Here is a 20,616-nt window from a genome sequence, read left to right as displayed (position 1 = left end):
GCTATCATGTAGCGTATTTGATGGTTCAGGTAGTGCGAGTGACAGATAACCCCCCCTGCGTTCCAACACAGGGCGGGTTATTTTTTTGCTAGGGCTGCAGCTGTTTTGTTCTTTCCAATTTTATGCAACAATCCCACTTGCCGCCTCGTTTAAGGTGTAGCGCGGTTTGGCTGTGCACACATGCCGCTCGGCACTTCATATAAAAAGGGGGATGAGCATGAAAGGGATGAGGGGGTTGCTAATGAAATACAGATGGTTGGCATGGGGGAATCATTCGAAGCGGGCGGCCATGCTCGGGGTTATAGCAGTCCTTGTATCCGGATGCGGAGCGTCGTCCAGCAGTGAGGATGCAGCCAATTCTCAAAGCGTTGACCAGCTGAGCGCACCGTCCAGCGACAAAGCGGCCAATACCGCCGTGCCGGCGCCGGACATCGCAGCGGGCACAGCGCCAACAGGCTCCGCCGCGGAAGCGCCGTCTGAAGGCAGAGCGGACACGGCATCGCAGGCTGCGGACAGCTTCAATGGCACGAATGCGGCGGACGCGATTAGCAGAAAAATCATCTACAAAGCGCACGTAACTTTGCAGGTGGAGAACTACGAGGAGACGCAGGCGCAGATCCAGGAGGTTGTCAGTCGATCCGGCGGTTATGTGCTTCAGTTCAACGAAAATGAATCCGCCGCTGAAAACAGCGGCAGCTTCGTGCTCAAAGTGCCAGCGGCTGGCTTCAGCTCTCTTCTCGCCCAACTGGAGCAAATCCATCCTTCCGCCAAGAAAAGCATGGAGGGACAGGATGTGTCGGAAGAGTATGTCGATTTGTCCGCCAGGTTGACAGCTAAGCAGGTGGTGGAGGCCAGACTGATCTCATTCATGGAGAAAGCGTCGAAAACCGATGAGCTGTTGGCGTTTTCGAATGAGCTCGGCAAGGTGCAGGAGGAGATTGAACGGCTGAAAGGACGGATACGATATCTGGAGCAGAACGTCGCTTATTCGACCATCGAGGTTCGTGTCACGCAGAGGTTGGGCTCCGCGGCCGTAATAAACGCTGAGGACAGGGGACCCTTGTTTCAACGTGCAGCGGACGCGTTGAACGGCAGTGCGGCGGTGATGATGCTGGTTTTCCAATGGATTGTGGTCGCTCTGGCTGCGATACTGCCGATTGCGCTCGTGGTTGCGGTGATCGGCGTTCCACTGTGGCTGCTGCGTCGAAACAAACAGCGCAAACTCGTCGAAATTCGTCAAAAATTAGCGGCGGAAAATAGCGAATCCGACGCTAATCTGTCAAAAAATGCAGATTGACAGCGGCTAAAAATTGAAAAAATATTGTGTGTGAATCCTGCGATCTACAGCAGGATTTTTCTTTTTTGTGGAGAATTTAACCTGTACAAGTGGTGGAAAGTGGGGTAAAGTGGTGGAAAGGGGTGAAGGGTTCTATGTTCATGGGCGAGTACCAGCACAGCATCGACGACAAAGGGCGTATGATTGTGCCGGCTAAGTTCCGTGAATCTCTGGGATCCACCTTCATTGTCACCCGCGGCTTAGACCAGTGTTTGTTTGTTTATCCGCTGCAGGAATGGACAGTGCTGGAGCAGAAGCTCAAGGCGCTGCCGCTGATGAAGTCTGATGCGCGGGCGTTTACCCGGTTCTTTTTTTCCGGGGCGACGGAGTGCGAGCTGGACAAGCAAGGCAGAATAAATTTGCCGAACAACCTCATCGATTATGCAAAATTGGAAAAAGACTGCATCGTCCTCGGCGTTTCTAATCGGGTAGAGATTTGGAGCAAGCCAATGTGGGAAAACTATTTCCAACAATCGGAGGAATCGTTCAACGAGATCGCCGAGAAGCTTGTCGATTTCGACTTTGACTTATAGTGGCGCGACATGGATACAGGAGGATGGCGCATGTTTCATCACGTGACGGTGTTAATGGAAGAAGCTATCGTAGGCTTGAACATCAAGCCGGATGGCGTTTATGTGGATTGTACGTTGGGAGGCGCAGGCCACAGCTCGCGCATTGCCTCAAAATTAAACGAGCATGGTTTATTGATTGCATTTGATCAGGATGACGCGGCTTTGGAGCATGCACGCACCAGACTCGCCCCATATATGGACAGGGTTAAGCTGGTACGCAGTAATTTTCGGCATCTGGAGGAGCAGCTCCGCTTGGAGCCTAGGGCAATGCGTGATGGACGGCCGCAAGTCGATGGGGTTTTATTCGATCTTGGCGTCTCGTCGCCGCAGCTGGATGAAGCTGAGCGGGGATTCAGCTATAACCAGGATGCGGAGCTTGACATGCGGATGGACCGTTCCGCTGAACTGACGGCGAGAGACATTGTAAACAATTGGAGCGAGCAAGAGATCGCTAAAATATTGTTTGAATACGGTGAAGAGAAATTTGCACGGCGTATTGCCGCGAATATTGCCGCAGCCCGCGCCAAGGGCAGCATTGAGTCGACAGCACAACTGGTTGAGCTGATTAAGGAAAGCATACCTGCCGCCGCACGCCGCAGCGGGCCGCATCCGGCCAAAAGAAGCTTTCAAGCGCTTCGCATCGCGGTCAATGATGAATTAGGCGTGTTTGCAGAAGCGCTCGAACAAACCATTCGGTGTTTGGCTCCCGGAGGCAGAGCTGCGGTGATCACATTTCATTCATTAGAGGATCGGATATGTAAACAAACGTTCGCCAAGTATGTTGAACGCTGCACGTGTCCGCCTGATCTCCCGATGTGTGTGTGCCAAAGCAAAGGTGTGGTGAAACTCGTGAACCGCAAGCCGATTGAAGCGGGAGAGGAAGAACTGCAAGCGAACCCGCGGGCTAGATCGGCAAAACTGAGAATCGCTGAAAAGCTGTAACTTTTAAACATAAGCTTCAGATGCCAGAACTCATTCAATGCAGAACTCATCTGTATAAAGGGGGAACCAAAGATGCCTGCTTACATACATGGTAGCCTGGCTGCTGAGCAAAAAACCGGGCAGAAGGTAACGGTCAAGGAAACAAAAAAGGCCGTTCAGCGCAATAAATCACTTCCGGTGCAAGAAAAGCTGCTGTATTTGTTCACAGTGCTTGTTTGCGTGGTTGTGGCAAGCGTCATCATTTGGCGATATGCCCAAATTTATGAAATGAACACTAAAGTTTTGAAGATCGAGCAAGATATACAACAGCTTCAGGCGGAAAACAGTGTTTTGAAGCACAAAATAGAGTCGCTTTCCGTTCCCGACCGGTTGAAGCAGGAGGCGCTGAAATTCGGTATGGTGCCGGCGGATGACAAGCAGATCAGTAAAGTGCCTGCGAAAGTCGACGCCCCGATGAGTGCTGCCGCGGACCAACAGACAAAAGCGGATTAACTTCGCAATTATCTGAGGGAGAGAGGAACAATTATGAACAAAAAAGCCAAGCTCAGATCGCTTTTACTAGGGGGGGTATTCACCCTCCTTTTTGTTGCATTAGTCGGCCGGTTATATTGGGTGCAGGTTGTTCAGGGCGCGGGCCTGCTGTCTGAGGCCCAGCTACGCTGGGAAGAAGAAGAGGTGCTTGAGCCCGTTCGCGGCTCTGTGGTGGACCGCAACAATAAGGTTTTAGCGGAGGATGCTCCTGCCTTCACGATCGCCTTGGTGCCCGAAACAATCAAAAAGAAAAATCTTGAGAATCAGGTGGTCAAAGGCTTGGCTGCGATTATCAAAACATCCGATGATCCGGCGGAGCTCGCTGCCTTGGAGGAAAAAATACGGACCCGTTTGAATGCCACAAGAAAAAACGGCACGCCCTATCCGCAGGTGGAGATCCACAACGAGGGCTGGAAAATTGACGCAGAGGTGGCTGAGCAGGTGCGTGCGTTTGCAGAAGAGTTAAAAAAGTTGACCGGCTTGCAAAATGTGGGCATCATACTGCAGCGAGACCAAAAAAGGTTTTATCCTAACAACGATATGGCTGCACACGTGTTAGGCTTCAGCAATAAAGAGGGGAAGCCCGTCATGGGGCTCGAGACGAAATTCAACTCCTATTTGAGCGGTACGCCGGGCAAGCTCAGCTACGAAAAAGATCGCTACGGTGTGCAGCTTCCTGGTGGTAAAGTAAATTATCAGCCGGCTGTGGACGGCAACAGCGTGAAATTAACCATTGATAAAAACATCCAATACTACATTGAAAGTGCCTTGGAAAAGGTGAATGAGAAGTATCATCCGAAAAGCTTAACGGCTATTGCCGTGGATCCCAAAACAATGGAAATATTGGGGCTGGCAAGCATGCCGAATTTCAATCCCAACCGGTATTGGGAAACCAAAAGTCAAGCCGATTTTATCAACAACGGAGTGGCTTCGCAATACGAGCCGGGTTCGACGTTTAAGCTGGTCACCCTGGCCGCGGCTGTGGAGGAGGGTGTGTTCAATCCGAATGCGCGCTATCAATCCGGTTCTATTCAGGTGCCAGGGCGCAGACTGCATGACTGGAAGACATCTGGCTGGGGCCAGATTTCATACTTGGATGGCTTGAAGCGGTCCAGTAACGTTGCTTTTGTCAAGCTGGGCTATGAGACATTGGGACAAGAAAAATTGAAAGAGTATATAGACAAATTCGGTTTCGGAGCAAAGACCGGCATCGACTTGCCGGGTGAGGTCGCCGGTATGATACCAATGAGGTATCCGTCTGAGTTCGCCACCGCAACGTATGGCCAAGGCTTAACAGTCACCGCTATACAACAAACGGCTGCTTACGCGGCGATTGCTAACGGTGGCAAGCTGATGTGGCCGCATGTGGTGAAGGAAATCTATGATAGCAAAACGAAGCAAGTGATAGAGTCTTTCGAACCCAAGGCGGTACGCCAGGTCGTGTCAGAGTCAACTGCACGCCAGGTGAGCGAATACTTGGAGCAGGTTGTAAGTGACAAAGAGATCGGCACCGGTAAAAATGCATATATTGACGGGTATCGCGTGGCGGGTAAAACGGGAACGGCGAACAAGGTTGATCCCGGTGGTAAAGGCTATGCTGAGGGCAAATGGGTGATTTCGTTCATCGGGTTTGCTCCCGTGGAGGACCCGCGAATCTTGGTTACCGTCATTGCCGATGAGCCCGACTTGGGCGGTGATTGGCATGAGGGAAGCAACGTCGCCGCGCCGGCATTCAAGGAGATCGTGTCACAAGCACTGCGTTATATGGGGGTGCCTTACTCCTCCCAGCAAACGGAAGCTGCCGCTGCAGAAACGGTGCCGACGATGCCTGATTTGACCGGTCACACAGTAGAGCAAGCAAAAAGCACAATGAGCAAGTACGGGCTGACAGTGGAAACCGTTGGCAAAGGTTCCGAGGTGGTCAGCCAAACACCGGCGCCGGGTACTCAAATCGGCAGTGCCGAACGAATATATGTAGTGCTGCAGGAAGGCGGCGACCTGGCCATCCCGAATTTGACGGGAAAATCACTGCGGGATGCCTTGGAAGTCTGCTCATTTATGAAGCTGAAATGTCAGTCCGTCGGCGAAGGCTATGTCGCCTCCCAGTCGGTGAGCGGCACCGGGGAAGATAGGCAGCTGACGCTGGAATTGAAACCCTACAATGAGTTCATACAGTCACCGCCGTCCGCTGCTTCCACCGGGACCGGCAGCACGGCGGAAAAGAACACGCCATCCGCTGCGTCTGCCGAGTCCGACAACACGACGGAACAGAATACGGAAAAGCAGCCTGCAGATCAACAGGAAACCGAAAAAGATATCCCATCGGAGTGACGGCTTGTTCTAACCCCTGTTTGTCCCGAATAATCTGGATGTGAAACTATCTATGAGTTTGTCCGTGCAACAGGGAGCCGCCTGCGTCGGACAGACTCCCAGACCACCGGGAGGGGGAAACGGCCATGAGGGCATCAAATGTAACGGTTCGTCGTCGACTATTCGCCGCACTGATTGTAGGAACCATTCTGTTCCTCGCATTGATCGTGCGGCTTGGTTATGTGCAGATATGGCTAGGGCCTGAATTATCGGAAAAAGCGGAGAATTCATGGCGGCGCAACATTCCTTTTGCAGCGAAGCGCGGAGAAATTTTGGACCGTAACGGCGTCAGGCTTGCTTATAATGTCAGCTCACCGACGGTTATGGCTATTCCGGCACAAGTCAAAGATGCCCAATCAACGGCGGCCCAGCTTGGTAAAGCACTGCAGGTGCCGGCGGAGACTGTGTACCAGCAGATTACAAAACGCCAGCTGATCATTCGCATACAACCGGGCGGACGAAAGATTACGCAGGAGAAAGCCCAAGAAATCCGTGCGCTGAATCTGCCCGGTATTGTTGTGGCTGAGGATAACAAGCGCAGCTATCCATTCGGCAGCTTGGCCGCTCATATTCTTGGATTCACCGGCATTGATAATCAAGGCTTGACGGGCATAGAATTGAAGTACGACAAACAGCTCACGGGATTGAACGGCAGCATTTCTTTTTTGTCGGATGCCGCAGGCCGCCAGATGCCGGGCTCATCCGATGCTTATGTCCAGCCGATGGACGGGATGAATTTGCAGTTAACCATCGACAGCCATCTGCAATCGGCATTGGAACGGGAGCTCGACCAGACAATGGTGAAATATCAAGCCAATCATGCCATCGGTATAATGATGGATCCGAACAACGGCGAGATATTAGCAATGGGTGCACGGCCAGGCTATGATCCCGGCAATTTCCGCGATTTTCCCAAGGAGACATTCAACCGCAATCTTCCTATTTGGATGACATATGAGCCTGGTTCCACCTTCAAAATCATTACTTTGGCCGCTGCATTACAGGAGAAAAAGGTGAATCTCACCGATCCGTTCAGTGACCCGGGTTTTATTCAGGTTGCTGGCGCCCGTCTGCGCTGCTGGAAAAGAGGCGGTCATGGCAGCGAGACATTCCTTCAAGTGGTCGAAAATTCCTGCAACCCGGGTTTTGTAGTCATGGGCCAGAAGCTCGGCAAGGAGAAATTATTCGAGTATATTCATAATTTTGGCTTCGGTAAAAAAACCGGCATAGATTTGGGCGGCGAAGAGAACGGGATCTTGTTCAAACTGTCCCGCGTAGGGCCGGTTGAACTGGCCACGACATCGTTCGGACAGGGCGTGTCGGTGACGCCGATTCAACAAATCACAGCCGTATCAGCCGCGATTAACGGCGGTAAGCTCTATAGACCGCATGTGGCGCGGGCTTGGTATAATCCAGTGACCGGGGACATGGCGGAGGCTGTTAAACCGGAGATGGTGCGTCAAGTTATCTCAGAGGAGACGTCAAAGCAGGTGAGGGAGACGCTGGAGAGCGTCGTCGCTAACGGCACCGGCCGTAATGCTTTCATTGACGGTTATCGTGTGGGAGGTAAAACAGGTACCGCGCAAAAGGTTATCAACGGCCGATACTCAGCGAATGAGCACATTGTGTCGTTTATCGGCTTTGCGCCGGCCGATGATCCGAAGGTTGTAGTGTACGCTGCTGTCGACAATCCGAAAGGCCTCCAATTCGGCGGCTTGATCGCGGCGCCGCTCGTGAAGAACATTATGGAAGAGGCGCTGCGATACATGAAGGTGCCTCCGCGGCAGGACCAGCTGAACAAGAAGTATGTGTACGGCGATACGCCGGTGGTCGAGGTGCCTAGCTTAGTGGGCATGAGCGTCACAGATATTTATGAAGATCTAAATTCCAATTTTTTGCTGGCGAAATCGGGGGCCGGCAAGTACGTAGTGAATCAGGTGCCCAAAGCAGGTACGCGCATCGAGCGAGGTGCAACCATCCGTGTGTACTTGTCGGATAGCGACCCAAACAGTGTCCCCCCGCAGCCGCCGACTGGTAATTAATCTCAACGGTATAAAAATGGGCTTTTCAGCGGCGTTTTTTTTGTCCATAATAGATACCATGTGTAAAAAACGGAGGGGAACCCATGCAGCTAAAAGAACTGGCTTCCCAGCTTGCGGTCAGCCGCATTATAGGTGATGGAAAGACGCCATTTTCCGGTATACAAACCGATTCCCGAAAGGTGCAGGCGGGCGATCTGTTCATCTGCATCCCCGGGCTAACGGTCGACGGACATTTATTTGCAGCTACAGCCGTGCAGCGGGGCGCGGTGGCGTTGGTGGTCGAGCATGAAGTGGAGGCGGATGTGCCTCAGCTTGTGGTGAAGGATTCGCGGTTCGCCATGGCTGTCATATCCACTCATTTTTACGGGTACCCGAGCCGTGAGCTGAAACTAATCGGCATTACGGGCACTAACGGAAAAACGACAACCACCTACTTGCTTGAAAAAATAGTAAGCGATCAAGGCTTTGCTACGGGCGTTATGGGAAACATTGAAATAAAAATAGGATCTGAGCGTATACCTAACAGCGCCACAAATACCCAGGAAGCGCTGGAATTACAGAGAATACTCCGACGGATGGCGGACAATAAAGTAGACTATTGTATTATGGAAGTGTCTTCCCACGGTCTTGATCTAGGCCGTGTCAACGGCTGCCGTTATCGCACCGGCGTTTTTACAAATCTGACGCAGGATCACTTGGATTACCATGGCACGATGGAACGCTATAAAGCAGCCAAAGGACTGCTGTTCTCCCGGCTCGGCAACGAATATTCGGCAATCGCCGATGAGCGGCGATATGCCGTGCTCAACGCCGATGATGCCGCCTCGGATGACTTTGCCGGGATGACTGCCGCTCAGGTGGTGACTTACGGCATTGATAACGAAGCGGATGTGCGGGCGGAGGCGATCCGGATGACCTCGCACGGCACCGAATTTCGCTGTGTGACGTTCGCAGGGACATTGGAATTCCGCACGAAGCTGATTGGCAAATTCAACGTATACAATGCGTTGGCCGCGGTCACCGCTGCGCTGCTCGAGGGTATATCCCTGGAAGCGATCAGATCGAGTCTGGAAGAGATACAGACCGTCGACGGGCGTATGGAGGTCGTACAGGCGGGACAGGAGTTTCTCGTACTCGTAGATTATGCGCATACCCCCGACGGACTGGAAAATGCGTTAGCGACGATACGCCAGTTCTGCGAAGGGCGCATTCTTTGCGTGTTTGGTTGCGGAGGGGACAGAGATCGGGCGAAACGGCCGGTAATGGGGGAAGTGACATCGCGATTCAGCGACCTGCTGTTTGTGACGTCGGATAACCCGCGGTCGGAGGATCCTGCGGCCATTTTGGCAGATATCGAGCCCGGCATTATCGCGGCCGGCGTGCCGCGGGATCGGTATCAGTTAATCGTTGACCGTAGAGCCGCCATTCAAAAAGCGATTGCCGAAGCATCGCCGAAGGATGTAGTATTGATAGCGGGCAAAGGGCACGAAACGTATCAGGAGATCATGGGTGTGAAGCATGATTTCGATGACCGCGTCGTGGCTAAGGAAGCAATAAGGGGACGATACCGTGATTAAACGAACCTACGCCGAAGTGGCTGCCATGGCTGGAGGGACGATCTCGCTCGGTGCTAATGCCGATGTTATCATCCACGGAGTATCCAAAGACACGCGCACCATTGAACCCGGCAATTTATATGTACCTCTCATCGGAGACTCTTTTGACGGCCATGAGTTTGTTGAGCAGGCCATGGCGAAGGGTGCCGCCGCGTCTTTGTGGCAGAGAGATCATACGAATCCACCCCGGGGTGTTCCGCTAATATTTGTGGAAGACACTCTGACCGCACTCCAAGAGCTGGCGAAAGCTTACCGTGAGCAGTTGCATGTGCGGGTGGTGGGCATAACTGGAAGCAATGGTAAAACAACCACGAAGGATTTAACTGCTGCCGTGTTGAACACTTCTTATAAGATGCACAAAACGTTCGGCAATTATAATAACCACATCGGCCTTCCTTTAACTCTGTTGGAGTTAGATGAAGACACCGAGATTGCCGTGCTTGAAATGGGCATGAGCGGACGTGGCGAAATCCGGTTGCTATCCGAGCTCGCGCAGCCTGAGATCGTCGTAATTACTAACATCGGAGAAGCGCATTTACTGCAGCTTGGCACCCGGGATGAAATAGCGCGGGCCAAGACAGAAATTTTGGCGGGGCTTAAGCAGGACGGCACATTGGTGTACAACGGCGACGAGCCGCTCATTGAACAAGTGCTGCCCGAATGGGAACGGCCCGGTGCCATATCGGCGACCCGCTATCATCGCATCAGATTCGGCGCTCAACCGGGCAATGATTGGTTCCCGACGGAAGCGAGAATGGATGCTGCCGGCACACATTTCACCCTAAACCAACTGTCCGAAGTTGAATTTTATATTCCGCTGCTTGGCTCTCATAACGTGATTAACGCACTCGCGGCCATCGTGGTCGGCGTTCATTTCGGAATTGCCGGCGCCGAGATTGCGAAGGGGCTTAGGGAAAGTGTCATGACAAGCATGCGCATAGAGCTGGTAAAGGCACGCTCGGGTCTTACTATACTCAATGACGCCTATAACGCCAGTCCGGCATCTATGCGAGCAGCGCTCAATCTTTTAGCGGAACTACCGGGCTATAAGCGGAAAGTCGCCGTGCTCGGGGATATGCTGGAACTGGGCGAACAAGAATCCGAGTTTCACCGCGATATCGGCCGAATGCTTGATCCGCAGCAGATTGATCGGATTTATGTTTTTGGACCGTTGTCACGCGAGCTGGCAGCAGAAGCAGCCAAAGTGTATCCGCGCGACAGCGTACAGGTATGTGAAGATAAAACCGCCCTTGCTCACGCGCTCGCGGGCTGGCTGTCTCCGGAGGATATTGTACTGGTGAAAGGCTCTCGCGGTATGAAGCTGGAACAGGTCGTGACATTGCTTCAGCAGTCCTAGTAAATTCTTTGCAGATAGCAAGAGATAAGAACTTTCCTGGCAAGGCTAACTTGTCGCCAAAAGTATGCGCACTTGCCCGGTAACTGGAGTTTAGAATAATGTTTTTGAAAGTAACTTTCCGGCCGGAAAGTTGGTAGGGGGACACAACCGTGGATTTTAGCGTGGTCATGATTACTATGGGTGCGGCATTCCTGCTCGCTCTCATCATGGGGCCATTATTTATACCGCTTTTAAGAAGATTGAAATTCGGTCAACAAATTCGTACCGACGGCCCCCAGGGCCACCTGAAGAAAGCCGGTACGCCGACGATGGGTGGAACCATCATTCTGTTCGCGTTGGCTCTGGCTGTTCTCAGATTCGCCGACAGGAGCATGGAGATGGTCATTCTTCTGGTGGCTGCGCTCGGCTATGGATTGGTTGGCTTTCTGGATGATTACATCAAAATCCTGCTCAAGCGCTCGCTCGGTTTGACTGCGAAGCAAAAACTGCTGGGGCAGTTGATTGTGTCAATCATCGTCTGCTTGCTTCTGGCCAAAATCGGACACAGCACGGATGTGCGTATCCCCTTTATCGATTACACAATCCCTTTGGGTTGGTTTTATTACCCGTTCGTCGTCATCATGATGCTTGGCACGTCCAACGCCGTCAACTTTACCGATGGCCTCGACGGCTTGTTGGCGGGCACGAGCGCTGTCGCGTTCGGCGCTTACGCTATTGTCGCGCTCAATTCGACGGAGCCGGATGTAGCCATTTTCTCAGCTGCAATGGTTGGCGCCGTGCTTGGTTTTCTCGTGTTCAACGCGCACCCGGCAAAGGTATTTATGGGCGATACCGGGTCACTCGGAATTGGCGGGGGCTTGGCACTGGTGGCCATTTTGACGAAGGCTGAAATTTTACTGATCTTGATCGGCGGCGTGTTTGTTGTAGAAGTGCTGTCCGTCATGATTCAGGTCATATCCTTTAAAACAAGAGGAAAACGAGTGTTCAAAATGAGCCCGATTCATCATCACTTTGAACTGGTCGGTTGGTCCGAATGGCGTGTTGTTATCACGTTTTGGGCAACAGGCATTGTGCTCGCCGGAATCGGACTTTATATAAACGAGGTGTTATAGCAGATGAACCACCCCCAATTTTACCGCGGCCAGCATGTAGTCATACTCGGCTTGGCCCGCAGCGGCGTTGCCGTCGCGAAATTATTTCACGAATTCGGCGCCATAGTCACCGTAAATGATAAAAAGGAGCTGCACTTATGCCCTGAGGCCGAAGAATTAACGGCTCTGGGTATTTCTGTTATTTGCGGCGGCCATCCGTCTGATTTAATCGATGAACGCGTGCAGTTGGTCGTGAAAAATCCGGGGATTCCATATGCGATTGAGCCCATCCAACGTGCGGCGGAGCTTCAGATCGAGGTGGTGACCGAGGTGGAGGTCGCCTACCTTGTATGTCAAGCACCGATCATCGGCATCACCGGTTCGAACGGTAAAACCACAACGACCACGTGGATCGGCTTGATGCTGGAGGCGGGCGGATTGAAGCCCATCGTTGCCGGAAATATCGGCCGTGCATTAACCGAAGCGGCGCTTGAGGCTCAGCCGGACAATATGCTGGTGGCTGAGCTCAGCAGTTTTCAACTAAAGGGAACGGGCGCATTCCGGCCACGCATCGCGTGCTTGCTTAATTTATACGAAACTCATTTGGACTACCATGGCACTATGGATGACTACATTGAGTCAAAAGCAAAACTATTTGCCAACCAAACTGCGGACGACACCGCTGTATTGAATTGGGACGATCCCGTCTGCCGCCGAATTGCGGCGCAGGTTAAGTCTTCCGTGCTGCCATTCTCCATACAGGAGGAGCTCTCGTTTGGCTTGTATGTGCTGCCTTCCTACGCGAATCACGACGTGCCTGCGGCTGAGCGGTCCCTCGTATATGGCGATCGACGGGGTGTCTTACATAATATTCTCGCCGTATCAGAGCTAGGCATTCCCGGAACCTTTAACGTGGAGAATGCCCTTGCGGCGGCATCCACGGCAATCACCCTTGGAGTACCGATACCAATGATAGCTCAAGTGCTGCGCGATTTCCGGGGGGTCGAACATCGGCTCGAGCACGTAGCCACAAAGAACGGTGTCGTGTTTTACAACAACTCAAAGGCAACCAATGCCACAGCCACGATCAAAACAATCGAGTCGTTTGAGGAACGGGACATCATCTTGATAGCCGGCGGTCTCGATCGGGGCGCGGACTATTCGGAACTGCTCCCAGTGTTTAAGGAGCGGGTCAAGGGTCTCGTTGCGATCGGCCAAACCAAAGAGAAAATAACGCACATCGCCAAGCTGGCAGGCATGAGCCGTGTGAAAACCGTCGATACTGCTAACGATGTGCAGGATGTGGTGGACCAGGCTGTGCGCGAAGCGGTGGCTATGGCCAAGGACGGAGATGTGATACTGCTCTCACCGGCGTGCGCCAGCTGGGATATGTTCCCTTCTTATGAGGTGAGGGGAAGCATGTTTAAGCAGTCCGTGCATAACCTGTAAAAGGGGGGCATACAAGCCCACCCACCATCACTTTTTGAGGTTGAGGTGGCATGTATGGTGAAAGCACGTTCTGCGCCGGATGTAACAATATTGGCATGTACATTGGGGCTGTTGACTCTGGGTGTGGTCATGGTGTACAGCGCCAGTGCGGTGCTCGCGTTCCATGAGTTTGGCGATTGGTACTATTATTTGAAAAGGCAGCTTTTGTTTGCCGTACTCGGTGTAGTCGCCATGTTTTTCACAATGAACGTGGATTATTGGATTTGGAAGAGGTATTCGAAGATTGGATTGATTGTATGCTTCATATTGTTGGTGGCCGTGCTGATTCCGGGCATTGGCGTGGTCCGGGGCGGAGCGCGTAGTTGGCTCGGTATAGGCTCGTTCGGAATTCAGCCGTCCGAATTTATGAAAATCGGTATGATTCTCTTTCTATCTAAAATGCTTTCCGAGCAACAAAATAAAATTACGCTGTTTACTCAAGGTCTGATTCCACCGCTGGCTTTAGTGGGAGTGGCGTTCGGCATGATCATGCTGCAGCCGGATTTAGGGACGGGCGCTGTGCTTGTCGGTGCGTCTCTTCTCATCATTTACACTGCCGGCGCACGCCTGTCGCATTTATCCTATCTGGGCTTGTTCGGCCTGGCGGGTTTTGTCGGGTTGATTATCGCAGCTCCTTACCGGCTCAAAAGGATCACCGCATTCCTTGACCCCTGGCAGGATCCGCTTGGCGCCGGCTATCAGGCGATTCAGTCGCTGTATGCGATCGGGCCGGGCGGGCTCGTGGGACTCGGGCTCGGCATGAGCAGGCAAAAATACAGCTATTTGCCCGAACCGCAAACTGATTTCATCTTCTCCATCATCGCTGAGGAGCTGGGTTTCATCGGCGGCTCGTTCGTCCTTATTCTGTTTATGCTGCTGGTGTGGCGAGGGCTGCGCACGGCGATTACGGCTCCGGATACTTTCGGCAGCCTTCTCGCCACCGGCATTGTCGGTATGATCGCCGTTCAAGTAGTAATTAACATCGGGGTTGTCATTGGCATGTTCCCGGTGACCGGTATTACACTTCCGTTGATAAGCGCCGGAGGATCATCCTTAACGTTAATGCTGACTTCCATCGGCATCCTGTTAAACATATCCCGCTACGCGAGGTGACGTCACCTGAAGCGTGCGGTTGCACCGGAGGTGATAATTTGAAAAAGATCGTCTTTACCGGAGGCGGTTCGGCAGGCCATGTTACACCCAATCTCGCCATCATTTCTAAGCTGAAGCAACAGGGCTGGGACGTGGAGTATATCGGCTCCAGGGAAGGCATCGAACGGGAAATCATCGAGCATGCGAACATTCCGTTTCATCATATTTCATCCGGCAAGCTGCGCAGATATTTCGATCTGAAAAATTTCAAAGATCCGTTTAAAGTAGTCAAAGGTATCGGCGAGGCATACATGCTTCTTCGGCGGATCAAGCCCGCCATCGTGTTCTCTAAAGGCGGCTTCGTCACCGTGCCGGTCATACTGGCCAGTTGGTTACATCGTATCCCGGTCATCAGCCATGAATCCGATATATCCCCGGGGCTGGCGAACAGGATCTCCATTCCGTTCGTGACCAAAATCTGCGTGAATTTTCCAGAGTCACTGCATTATATTAAGGGTAACAAAGGCGTATGCACGGGTTTACCGATACGTGAGCACATTCTGCGGGGCGAACCGAGACGGGGGTACGCTCTTTGCGATTTTCACCAACAAAAGCCGGTCCTGCTGATCATGGGGGGCAGTTTGGGCGCCCAAAAGATCAATGCCGCTGTGCGCGAGTCGCTTGATATCTTATTGGAAAGGTTCCAGATCGTACATATCTGCGGCAAAGGACAGATTGACAAATCCTTAGCCCCTCGGCGCGGTTACAAGCAGTTTGAATACGTTAATGACGAGCTGGCGGATATACTGGCTATGACCGACATTGTCATATCCCGCGCCGGGGCGACCTCCATATTCGAATTTTTAGCGTTGGGTAAACCGATGCTTCTCATACCGCTTACAAGACAAGCCAGCCGGGGCGATCAGCTGCTGAACGCTGCTTCGTTCGAAAAACTCGGTTACGCACAGGTCCTCCATGAAGAGAATCTCAATGCTGACAACTTGACACAGGGTGCTCTCACTGTTTACGACAACAGACAACAGATGACAAGCCAAATGCGTCTCGCCGAACAAACTAACGCCGTAGACACCATTATACAACTGGTGCAGCAATGCAGTTCATAGTCCTGCGACACGATAACCGGTCGGAGAAACTAATAGGCGTTTGTCACACTCTATCCGATTTCACATAAACTACACTATAACCGTGACAGACACTCGACAAAGCTGCAGGCGGCTTCCGCAAGGGTGTGATAGAAGACTCTATTCCCTTAATGAGGCAAGCACTGCGCTACTCCGGTTCCGGCTGTGCGCCGGGATAGGAGGCCCGAAGGTTCTGTGAAGGAGGTTTCCCATGCAACAGGTCATTACAAAATTGCAAAGCGGCGAATTCGGTGAATTTCACTTGAACGAACCGCTTGCGCCTCATACCACTTGGAAAATCGGGGGACCGGCCGATGTGCTGATAATCCCGCAAACCAAAGAACAGCTGGTTGACGCAGTCGAACTGCTCGGTCAACATCATGTGCCATGGACGGTTCTGGGACGCGGTTCCAATGTTCTTGTCTCAGACAAAGGGATACGCGGTGCGGTGTTTAAGCTGGGACCGGGTCTCGAGACGCTCCGATTTCAAGGCGATGTGGTCTATGTCGGAGGTGCTTACTCATTCATTAAACTTTCCGCCATGGCAGGCAAGGCAGGGTTGACCGGGTTGGAGTTCGCGGGAGGTATACCGGGAACGGTGGGAGGCGCCGTCTACATGAACGCTGGAGCTCACGGGTCTGATGTGTCACGCATACTCATAAGTGCTGAAGTGCTGCTCCCGACAGGAGAGTTGGCGACGTTAAAGCAAGCCGATTTTGAATATGCCTACAGGCACTCCCTTTTACAAAAAAAGCCTGGCATAGTGACCGAAGCGGTGTTCCAGCTTCAGTTCGGCGACCGCAAGGAAATCGCCGGAGCGATGGCAGCGTACAAGGACCGACGATTGCGTACGCAGCCTCTACCATTGCCTTGCGCAGGAAGCGTGTTCCGCAACCCGGAAGGGACATTTGCAGCCAAGCTCATTGAAGAGGCGGGACTGAAAGGGCTCAGGGTCGGCGGCGCGGAAGTTTCGCAGCTGCACGCCAATTTCATCGTCAACACCGGGCAAGCGTCAGCTAACGACGTGCTCACCCTCATCGAGCAAGTACAGCGCAGCGTCATGGCATCTCGGGGCGTGAAGCTGGTTCCTGAAGTATTGGTGGTGGGGGAGCGGTAAATCGGAGGTGGGACTTTGGAAAAGTTGGTTATCGAAGGTGGGAGACCTCTATCGGGAGCCATCAGGATTCATGGTGCGAAAAATGCTGCGCTGCCCATAATGGCGGCGGCAATGATGGCTGAAGGCACAGTGCGGATTCATAACGTGCCCAATCTGTCAGACATCCAGGTCATGCAAAATATACTGAACGCGCTGGGCTGCCAGACCGAGCACTCGGAAGGCACGGTCACTGTCGATACGTCGACGGCGAATTCGTACCATATTCCGGAAAGCCAAATGAGTCAAATGAGATCTTCCATTTTTTTGATGGGCCCGCTGCTCGCCCGTTTCGGCAATGTTCAAGTCTATCAGCCGGGCGGATGCGCCATCGGTGAGAGAAAGGTAGATTTACATCTGAAAGGGCTCTCCGCCTTGGGGGCTAGTATCACGGAGTCCGGCAACACAATAATTTGCACGGCCAAGCAGTTGCAGGGAGCCGAAATCGTACTCGATTTTCCCAGCGTGGGGGCCACAGAGAATATTATGATGGCCGCTGCCATGGCAGAAGGTATGACAACCATCTCCAACGCCGCCAGAGAGCCTGAAATTCAGGATCTGCAAAATTTTTTGAACACGATGGGTGCCAAAATCATTGGAGCGGGAACTGATACGATTACCATTGAAGGCGTATCGGAATTAACTCCATGTACTTACCGGATTATTCCCGACCGTATAGTGGCCGGCACAATGATGATTGCGGCGGCCGCGACCCGGGGTAACGTAACATTGGAAAATGTATGTGCAGCGCATTTAACTTCCGCCATTCACGTTCTGAAGCGCGCGGGTGTTCAAATTACAATTGACGGTGATATAATAAACGTGAGCTCGATGGGTCGTCCCAAATGCGTCGACCGTATCGTAACTTCTCCGCACCCGGCCTTTCCCACCGATTTGCAATCACAGATCATGGTGCTCCTCTCTCTCTCCGACGGTTTGAGTATTGTGAAGGAAACTGTGTTTGAGGGCAGATTCAAGCATGTCGACGAGCTGTGCCGTATGGGAGCGGACATTCGAGTTGACTTGAACTCGGCATTCATCCGGGGAGTGCCAAGATTGTATGGGGCGACGGTGGAGGCCACTGATCTGCGGGCGGGAGCAGCGATGGTAATCGCGGGATTAGCCGCTCAAGGCACGACCGTAATTGAACAAATTCATCATATCGATCGCGGCTACGACCGCATTGAGGCCATGCTGAACCACTTGGGAGCCAATATTCAACGCACCATGCCTGTGCCTACCGAATGAGTTTGTTAGTAGATTGAAGAACTTATACCTCTTTTATGATTATGATTATTGCCGCTGAAAAATCCCTCTTTCAGAAAAGGGGGAATCAGCGGTTTACATAGCCCACGAAGCAGGGTCCTTCGACCAGTGCAGCGTACGCTGGTGAAGGAGGCTTCCGACAGACAGCCGAGCCCTACGCTCACAAAATAGTTTTTGTTCTCGCAGAAACTGTTAGGAGGGACAACCTTGCGAGCAGAAGAAAGATTGCCCGTCATACCCAAGTCCAAGCCGAAGACGCCCAGCCGCGCAAATAAGAAATTACTGGCATTTTTATTTTTGTTCTTTATCACATTGCTGTGTGTGCTATTTTTTCAATCCTCCTTCAGCAAAATTTCAAGTATAGAAATCCAAGGCCAGGAATTGTTGACAGCCGAGACGATCGGACAAGCTGCCGCGGTCAAACCTGGGGATCATTTTTTCTCCGTCTCTTCGTCTACGATCGAGAATCAAGTGCAGACCCTGCCAATGATAGAGTCGGCTGAGGTCACCAAGCATTTTCCCGGAGTCATTCGCGTTAAGGTGAAGGAGTTTCCTAAAGTCGCCTATCAATTCGGCGAAAACAACCAGCCGGAGGCGATACTGGCCGACGGCAGCGTAATGGCCGTCACGGAGCAAATGAATTTTATCCTGGACAAACCCATTTTGTCCGGTTGGTCGGGCAGCGAGAATTTAAAAGCTGAATTGTGCAAGACTTTGGGCTCCATCCCCTCAGTGCAGTTCTCCGACGTATCTGAGATTAAACCGGATCCCTCTGAGTCGTATCCTGACAGGATTAAACTGTACACACGCTCTCAGTTTGAAGTGATAACCACAATTGGTTATTTGCCGGACAAGCTGAAATACCTGGACTCTTACATTGCAAATCTGAAGGAAAAGAAGATCAACACCGGCGTATTGACGCTTTTGGAAGCGGACACGCACGCTCCGTTTGCAGTGGAGCAGCCGCAGACTACCGATGCGGACTCCGGCTCGCAGGAGACTGCAGTGCAGGATGACAACACGTATCAGCAGCCGAAAGGGGCCTCCGCCGGATCGAGCGATCAACACTCGAGTGAGGAGACGACACGCGAAACGACAAAGCCGCCCGCTGCTGACGAAAATGCAGCATCAACAGATGCCCACCAGGGAGATTAATCAACCGAGCCCTACTCAATCTTATAAATTAATGATAGAATTGTTGTGCTATGCGCAATTTGTCTAATAAGATGAAAAAACTTTTCAAAAAAAGAGGGAAATTCCTAATCGCGTTGAATATGTAGAAAAGCTTTTATTATTTTTTAAGCACATATATCTATTTTAAGTCGCAGGAGGTGCCAAGGGTTGAGCAGCAATGACATCATTGTTAGTTTGGACATCGGTACATCCAAAGTTCGTGCTATTATTGGGGAAGTCGTAAACGGCGCCATTAATATAATAGGGGTTGGATCTGCCGACTCGGAAGGCATTCGTAAGGGTGCTATTGTAGATATCGATCAAACCGTTCAATCTATCCGCAATGCTATCGATCATGCGGAGCGCATGGTCGGTATACAAATAGCAGAGGTTTACGTCGGTATTTCCGGGAACCACATCGCTTTGCAATCCAGCCATGGCGTAGTAGCAGTATCGAACGAAGATCGTGAAATCGGGGATGAGGACATCGAGCGCGTCATTCAGGCGGCCAAGGTTATTCCGTTAGCCCCGGAGCGAGAGATTATCGGCGTTGTCCCGAACCAATATTTGGTAGACGGCTTGGATGAAATCCATGATCCGCGCAGTATGATAGGAGTCCGGCTAGAGGTGGAAGCCACCATCATCACCGGTGCGAAAACAGCCATACATAATTTGCTTCGTGTGGTTGAGAAAGCAGGAGTCAAAGTGTCAGGGCTTATTTTAATGTCACTGGCGGCAGGGCACCTGTCTTTGTCCAAGGACGAGAAGGCGATTGGTACCGTTCTGGTAGACATCGGCGCCGGTCAAACCACGATTGCTATTTTTGAACAAAACAATTTGGTGGCGACGTCCACTTTACCCATCGGCGGCGAGTACATCACCAACGATATTTCTATCGGTCTTCGCACGCAGTTGGATATCGCTGAAAAAATCAAGCTGAAATTCGGCTGTGCCGAAATAGAACACGCCGCAGCGGACCAAGTATTCAAAGTGAATCGAATTGGGAGTAACGTGGATAAGGAATTTTCTCAGGTCGATTTGGCGAATATTGTCGAGCCGCGCGTACAGGAAATTTTTCATCTCATCCGCGCGGAAGTGCAGCGGCTGGGCTATAGTGAACTGCCAGGCGGGTATGTTCTAACCGGCGGCACGGTGTCCATGCCCGGAATGCTGGCAGTGGCTCAGCAGATGCTCGCCACGTCCGTGCGCATCGCAGTTCCAGATTTCATTGGCGTACGCGATCCCTCTTTTACAAGCGGAGTAGGTATCATTCAATACGCTTACAAATACTTGAAATCTTCAAAACAAACGACCAGTGCTAACAAGAAAGCGGCTGTGAACAAAAAGCCGCCAGCACCCAACGGCGAACAGAAACCTTCGGTCATGGAACGTTTTAAAAATTGGTTAAGCGAATTTATTTAATCCTGACTTACGAAGCTCAATGA

At 52.0% G+C, this 20,616-nt stretch carries 16 protein-coding genes; all 16 read left to right on the top strand.

The genetic code is table 11. The features are described from left to right. The first annotated feature begins 241 nt into the window (after positions 1-241). Entirely contained in the window at positions 242-1,297 is a 1,056-nt protein-coding gene (locus CBW46_RS02520) for a DUF4349 domain-containing protein (RefSeq protein ID WP_165842176.1), read from the top strand. 134 nt (positions 1,298-1,431) lie between these two features. Then, entirely contained in the window at positions 1,432-1,869 is a 438-nt protein-coding gene (mraZ, locus tag CBW46_RS02515; protein ID WP_089198431.1) for a division/cell wall cluster transcriptional repressor MraZ, read from the top strand. Positions 1,870-1,899: 30 nt separating this feature from the next. After that, positions 1,900-2,850 carry a 16S rRNA (cytosine(1402)-N(4))-methyltransferase RsmH gene (rsmH, locus tag CBW46_RS02510; RefSeq protein WP_089198430.1) on the top strand — a complete coding sequence of 317 codons (951 nt, stop codon included), beginning with the start codon at positions 1,900-1,902 and terminating at the stop codon, positions 2,848-2,850. 72 nt (positions 2,851-2,922) lie between these two features. Then, positions 2,923-3,342, top strand: a complete 420-nt coding sequence (gene ftsL / locus CBW46_RS02505; RefSeq protein ID WP_089198429.1) for a cell division protein FtsL — start codon at positions 2,923-2,925, stop codon at positions 3,340-3,342. Positions 3,343-3,375: 33 nt separating this feature from the next. Beyond that, positions 3,376-5,712 carry a peptidoglycan D,D-transpeptidase FtsI family protein gene (locus CBW46_RS02500; RefSeq protein WP_089198428.1) on the top strand — a complete coding sequence of 779 codons (2,337 nt, stop codon included), beginning with the start codon at positions 3,376-3,378 and terminating at the stop codon, positions 5,710-5,712. A gap of 125 nt (positions 5,713-5,837) precedes the next feature. Next, on the top strand, positions 5,838-7,793 hold the full coding sequence (locus tag CBW46_RS02495; RefSeq protein ID WP_089198427.1) for a stage V sporulation protein D: 1,956 nt from the start codon (positions 5,838-5,840) through the stop codon (positions 7,791-7,793). A gap of 83 nt (positions 7,794-7,876) precedes the next feature. Continuing rightward, positions 7,877-9,370 (top strand): UDP-N-acetylmuramoyl-L-alanyl-D-glutamate--2,6-diaminopimelate ligase, encoded by a 1,494-nt coding sequence (locus tag CBW46_RS02490; RefSeq protein ID WP_089198426.1) that lies wholly within the window; start codon positions 7,877-7,879, stop codon positions 9,368-9,370. After that, complete coding sequence (locus CBW46_RS02485) at positions 9,363-10,766, top strand: UDP-N-acetylmuramoyl-tripeptide--D-alanyl-D-alanine ligase (protein ID WP_089198425.1); 1,404 nt, start codon at positions 9,363-9,365, stop codon at positions 10,764-10,766. The genes CBW46_RS02490 and CBW46_RS02485 overlap by 8 nt, the downstream gene beginning before the upstream one ends. A gap of 149 nt (positions 10,767-10,915) precedes the next feature. Then, entirely contained in the window at positions 10,916-11,878 is a 963-nt protein-coding gene (gene mraY, locus CBW46_RS02480; RefSeq protein WP_089198424.1) for a phospho-N-acetylmuramoyl-pentapeptide-transferase, read from the top strand. A 3-nt stretch (positions 11,879-11,881) separates the two neighbouring features. Then, the gene (murD, locus tag CBW46_RS02475; RefSeq protein ID WP_089198423.1) at positions 11,882-13,306 is read left to right on the top strand and encodes a UDP-N-acetylmuramoyl-L-alanine--D-glutamate ligase; all 1,425 of its coding nucleotides are present in this window, start codon (positions 11,882-11,884) and stop codon (positions 13,304-13,306) included. 54 nt (positions 13,307-13,360) lie between these two features. After that, positions 13,361-14,458 carry a stage V sporulation protein E gene (spoVE, locus tag CBW46_RS02470; protein WP_089198422.1) on the top strand — a complete coding sequence of 366 codons (1,098 nt, stop codon included), beginning with the start codon at positions 13,361-13,363 and terminating at the stop codon, positions 14,456-14,458. A gap of 38 nt (positions 14,459-14,496) precedes the next feature. Then, on the top strand, positions 14,497-15,561 hold the full coding sequence (locus CBW46_RS02465; protein ID WP_089198421.1) for an undecaprenyldiphospho-muramoylpentapeptide beta-N-acetylglucosaminyltransferase: 1,065 nt from the start codon (positions 14,497-14,499) through the stop codon (positions 15,559-15,561). A 229-nt stretch (positions 15,562-15,790) separates the two neighbouring features. Then, positions 15,791-16,696 carry a UDP-N-acetylmuramate dehydrogenase gene (gene murB / locus CBW46_RS02460; RefSeq protein ID WP_089198420.1) on the top strand — a complete coding sequence of 302 codons (906 nt, stop codon included), beginning with the start codon at positions 15,791-15,793 and terminating at the stop codon, positions 16,694-16,696. Between the two features lie 15 nt (positions 16,697-16,711). Continuing rightward, positions 16,712-17,980, top strand: a complete 1,269-nt coding sequence (gene murA / locus CBW46_RS02455) for a UDP-N-acetylglucosamine 1-carboxyvinyltransferase (RefSeq protein ID WP_089198419.1) — start codon at positions 16,712-16,714, stop codon at positions 17,978-17,980. A 225-nt stretch (positions 17,981-18,205) separates the two neighbouring features. After that, positions 18,206-19,153 carry a cell division protein FtsQ/DivIB gene (locus CBW46_RS02450; protein WP_089198418.1) on the top strand — a complete coding sequence of 316 codons (948 nt, stop codon included), beginning with the start codon at positions 18,206-18,208 and terminating at the stop codon, positions 19,151-19,153. Positions 19,154-19,339: 186 nt separating this feature from the next. Next, positions 19,340-20,593 (top strand): cell division protein FtsA, encoded by a 1,254-nt coding sequence (gene ftsA / locus CBW46_RS02445; protein ID WP_089198417.1) that lies wholly within the window; start codon positions 19,340-19,342, stop codon positions 20,591-20,593. Positions 20,594-20,616 lie beyond the last annotated feature (23 nt).

Source organism: Paenibacillus xerothermodurans, from assembly GCF_002220865.2.
In the GTDB taxonomy this organism is placed as follows: Bacteria; Bacillota; Bacilli; order Paenibacillales; family NBRC-103111; genus Paenibacillus_S; species Paenibacillus_S xerothermodurans.
This window is presented reverse-complemented; position numbering and strand designations above follow the sequence as displayed.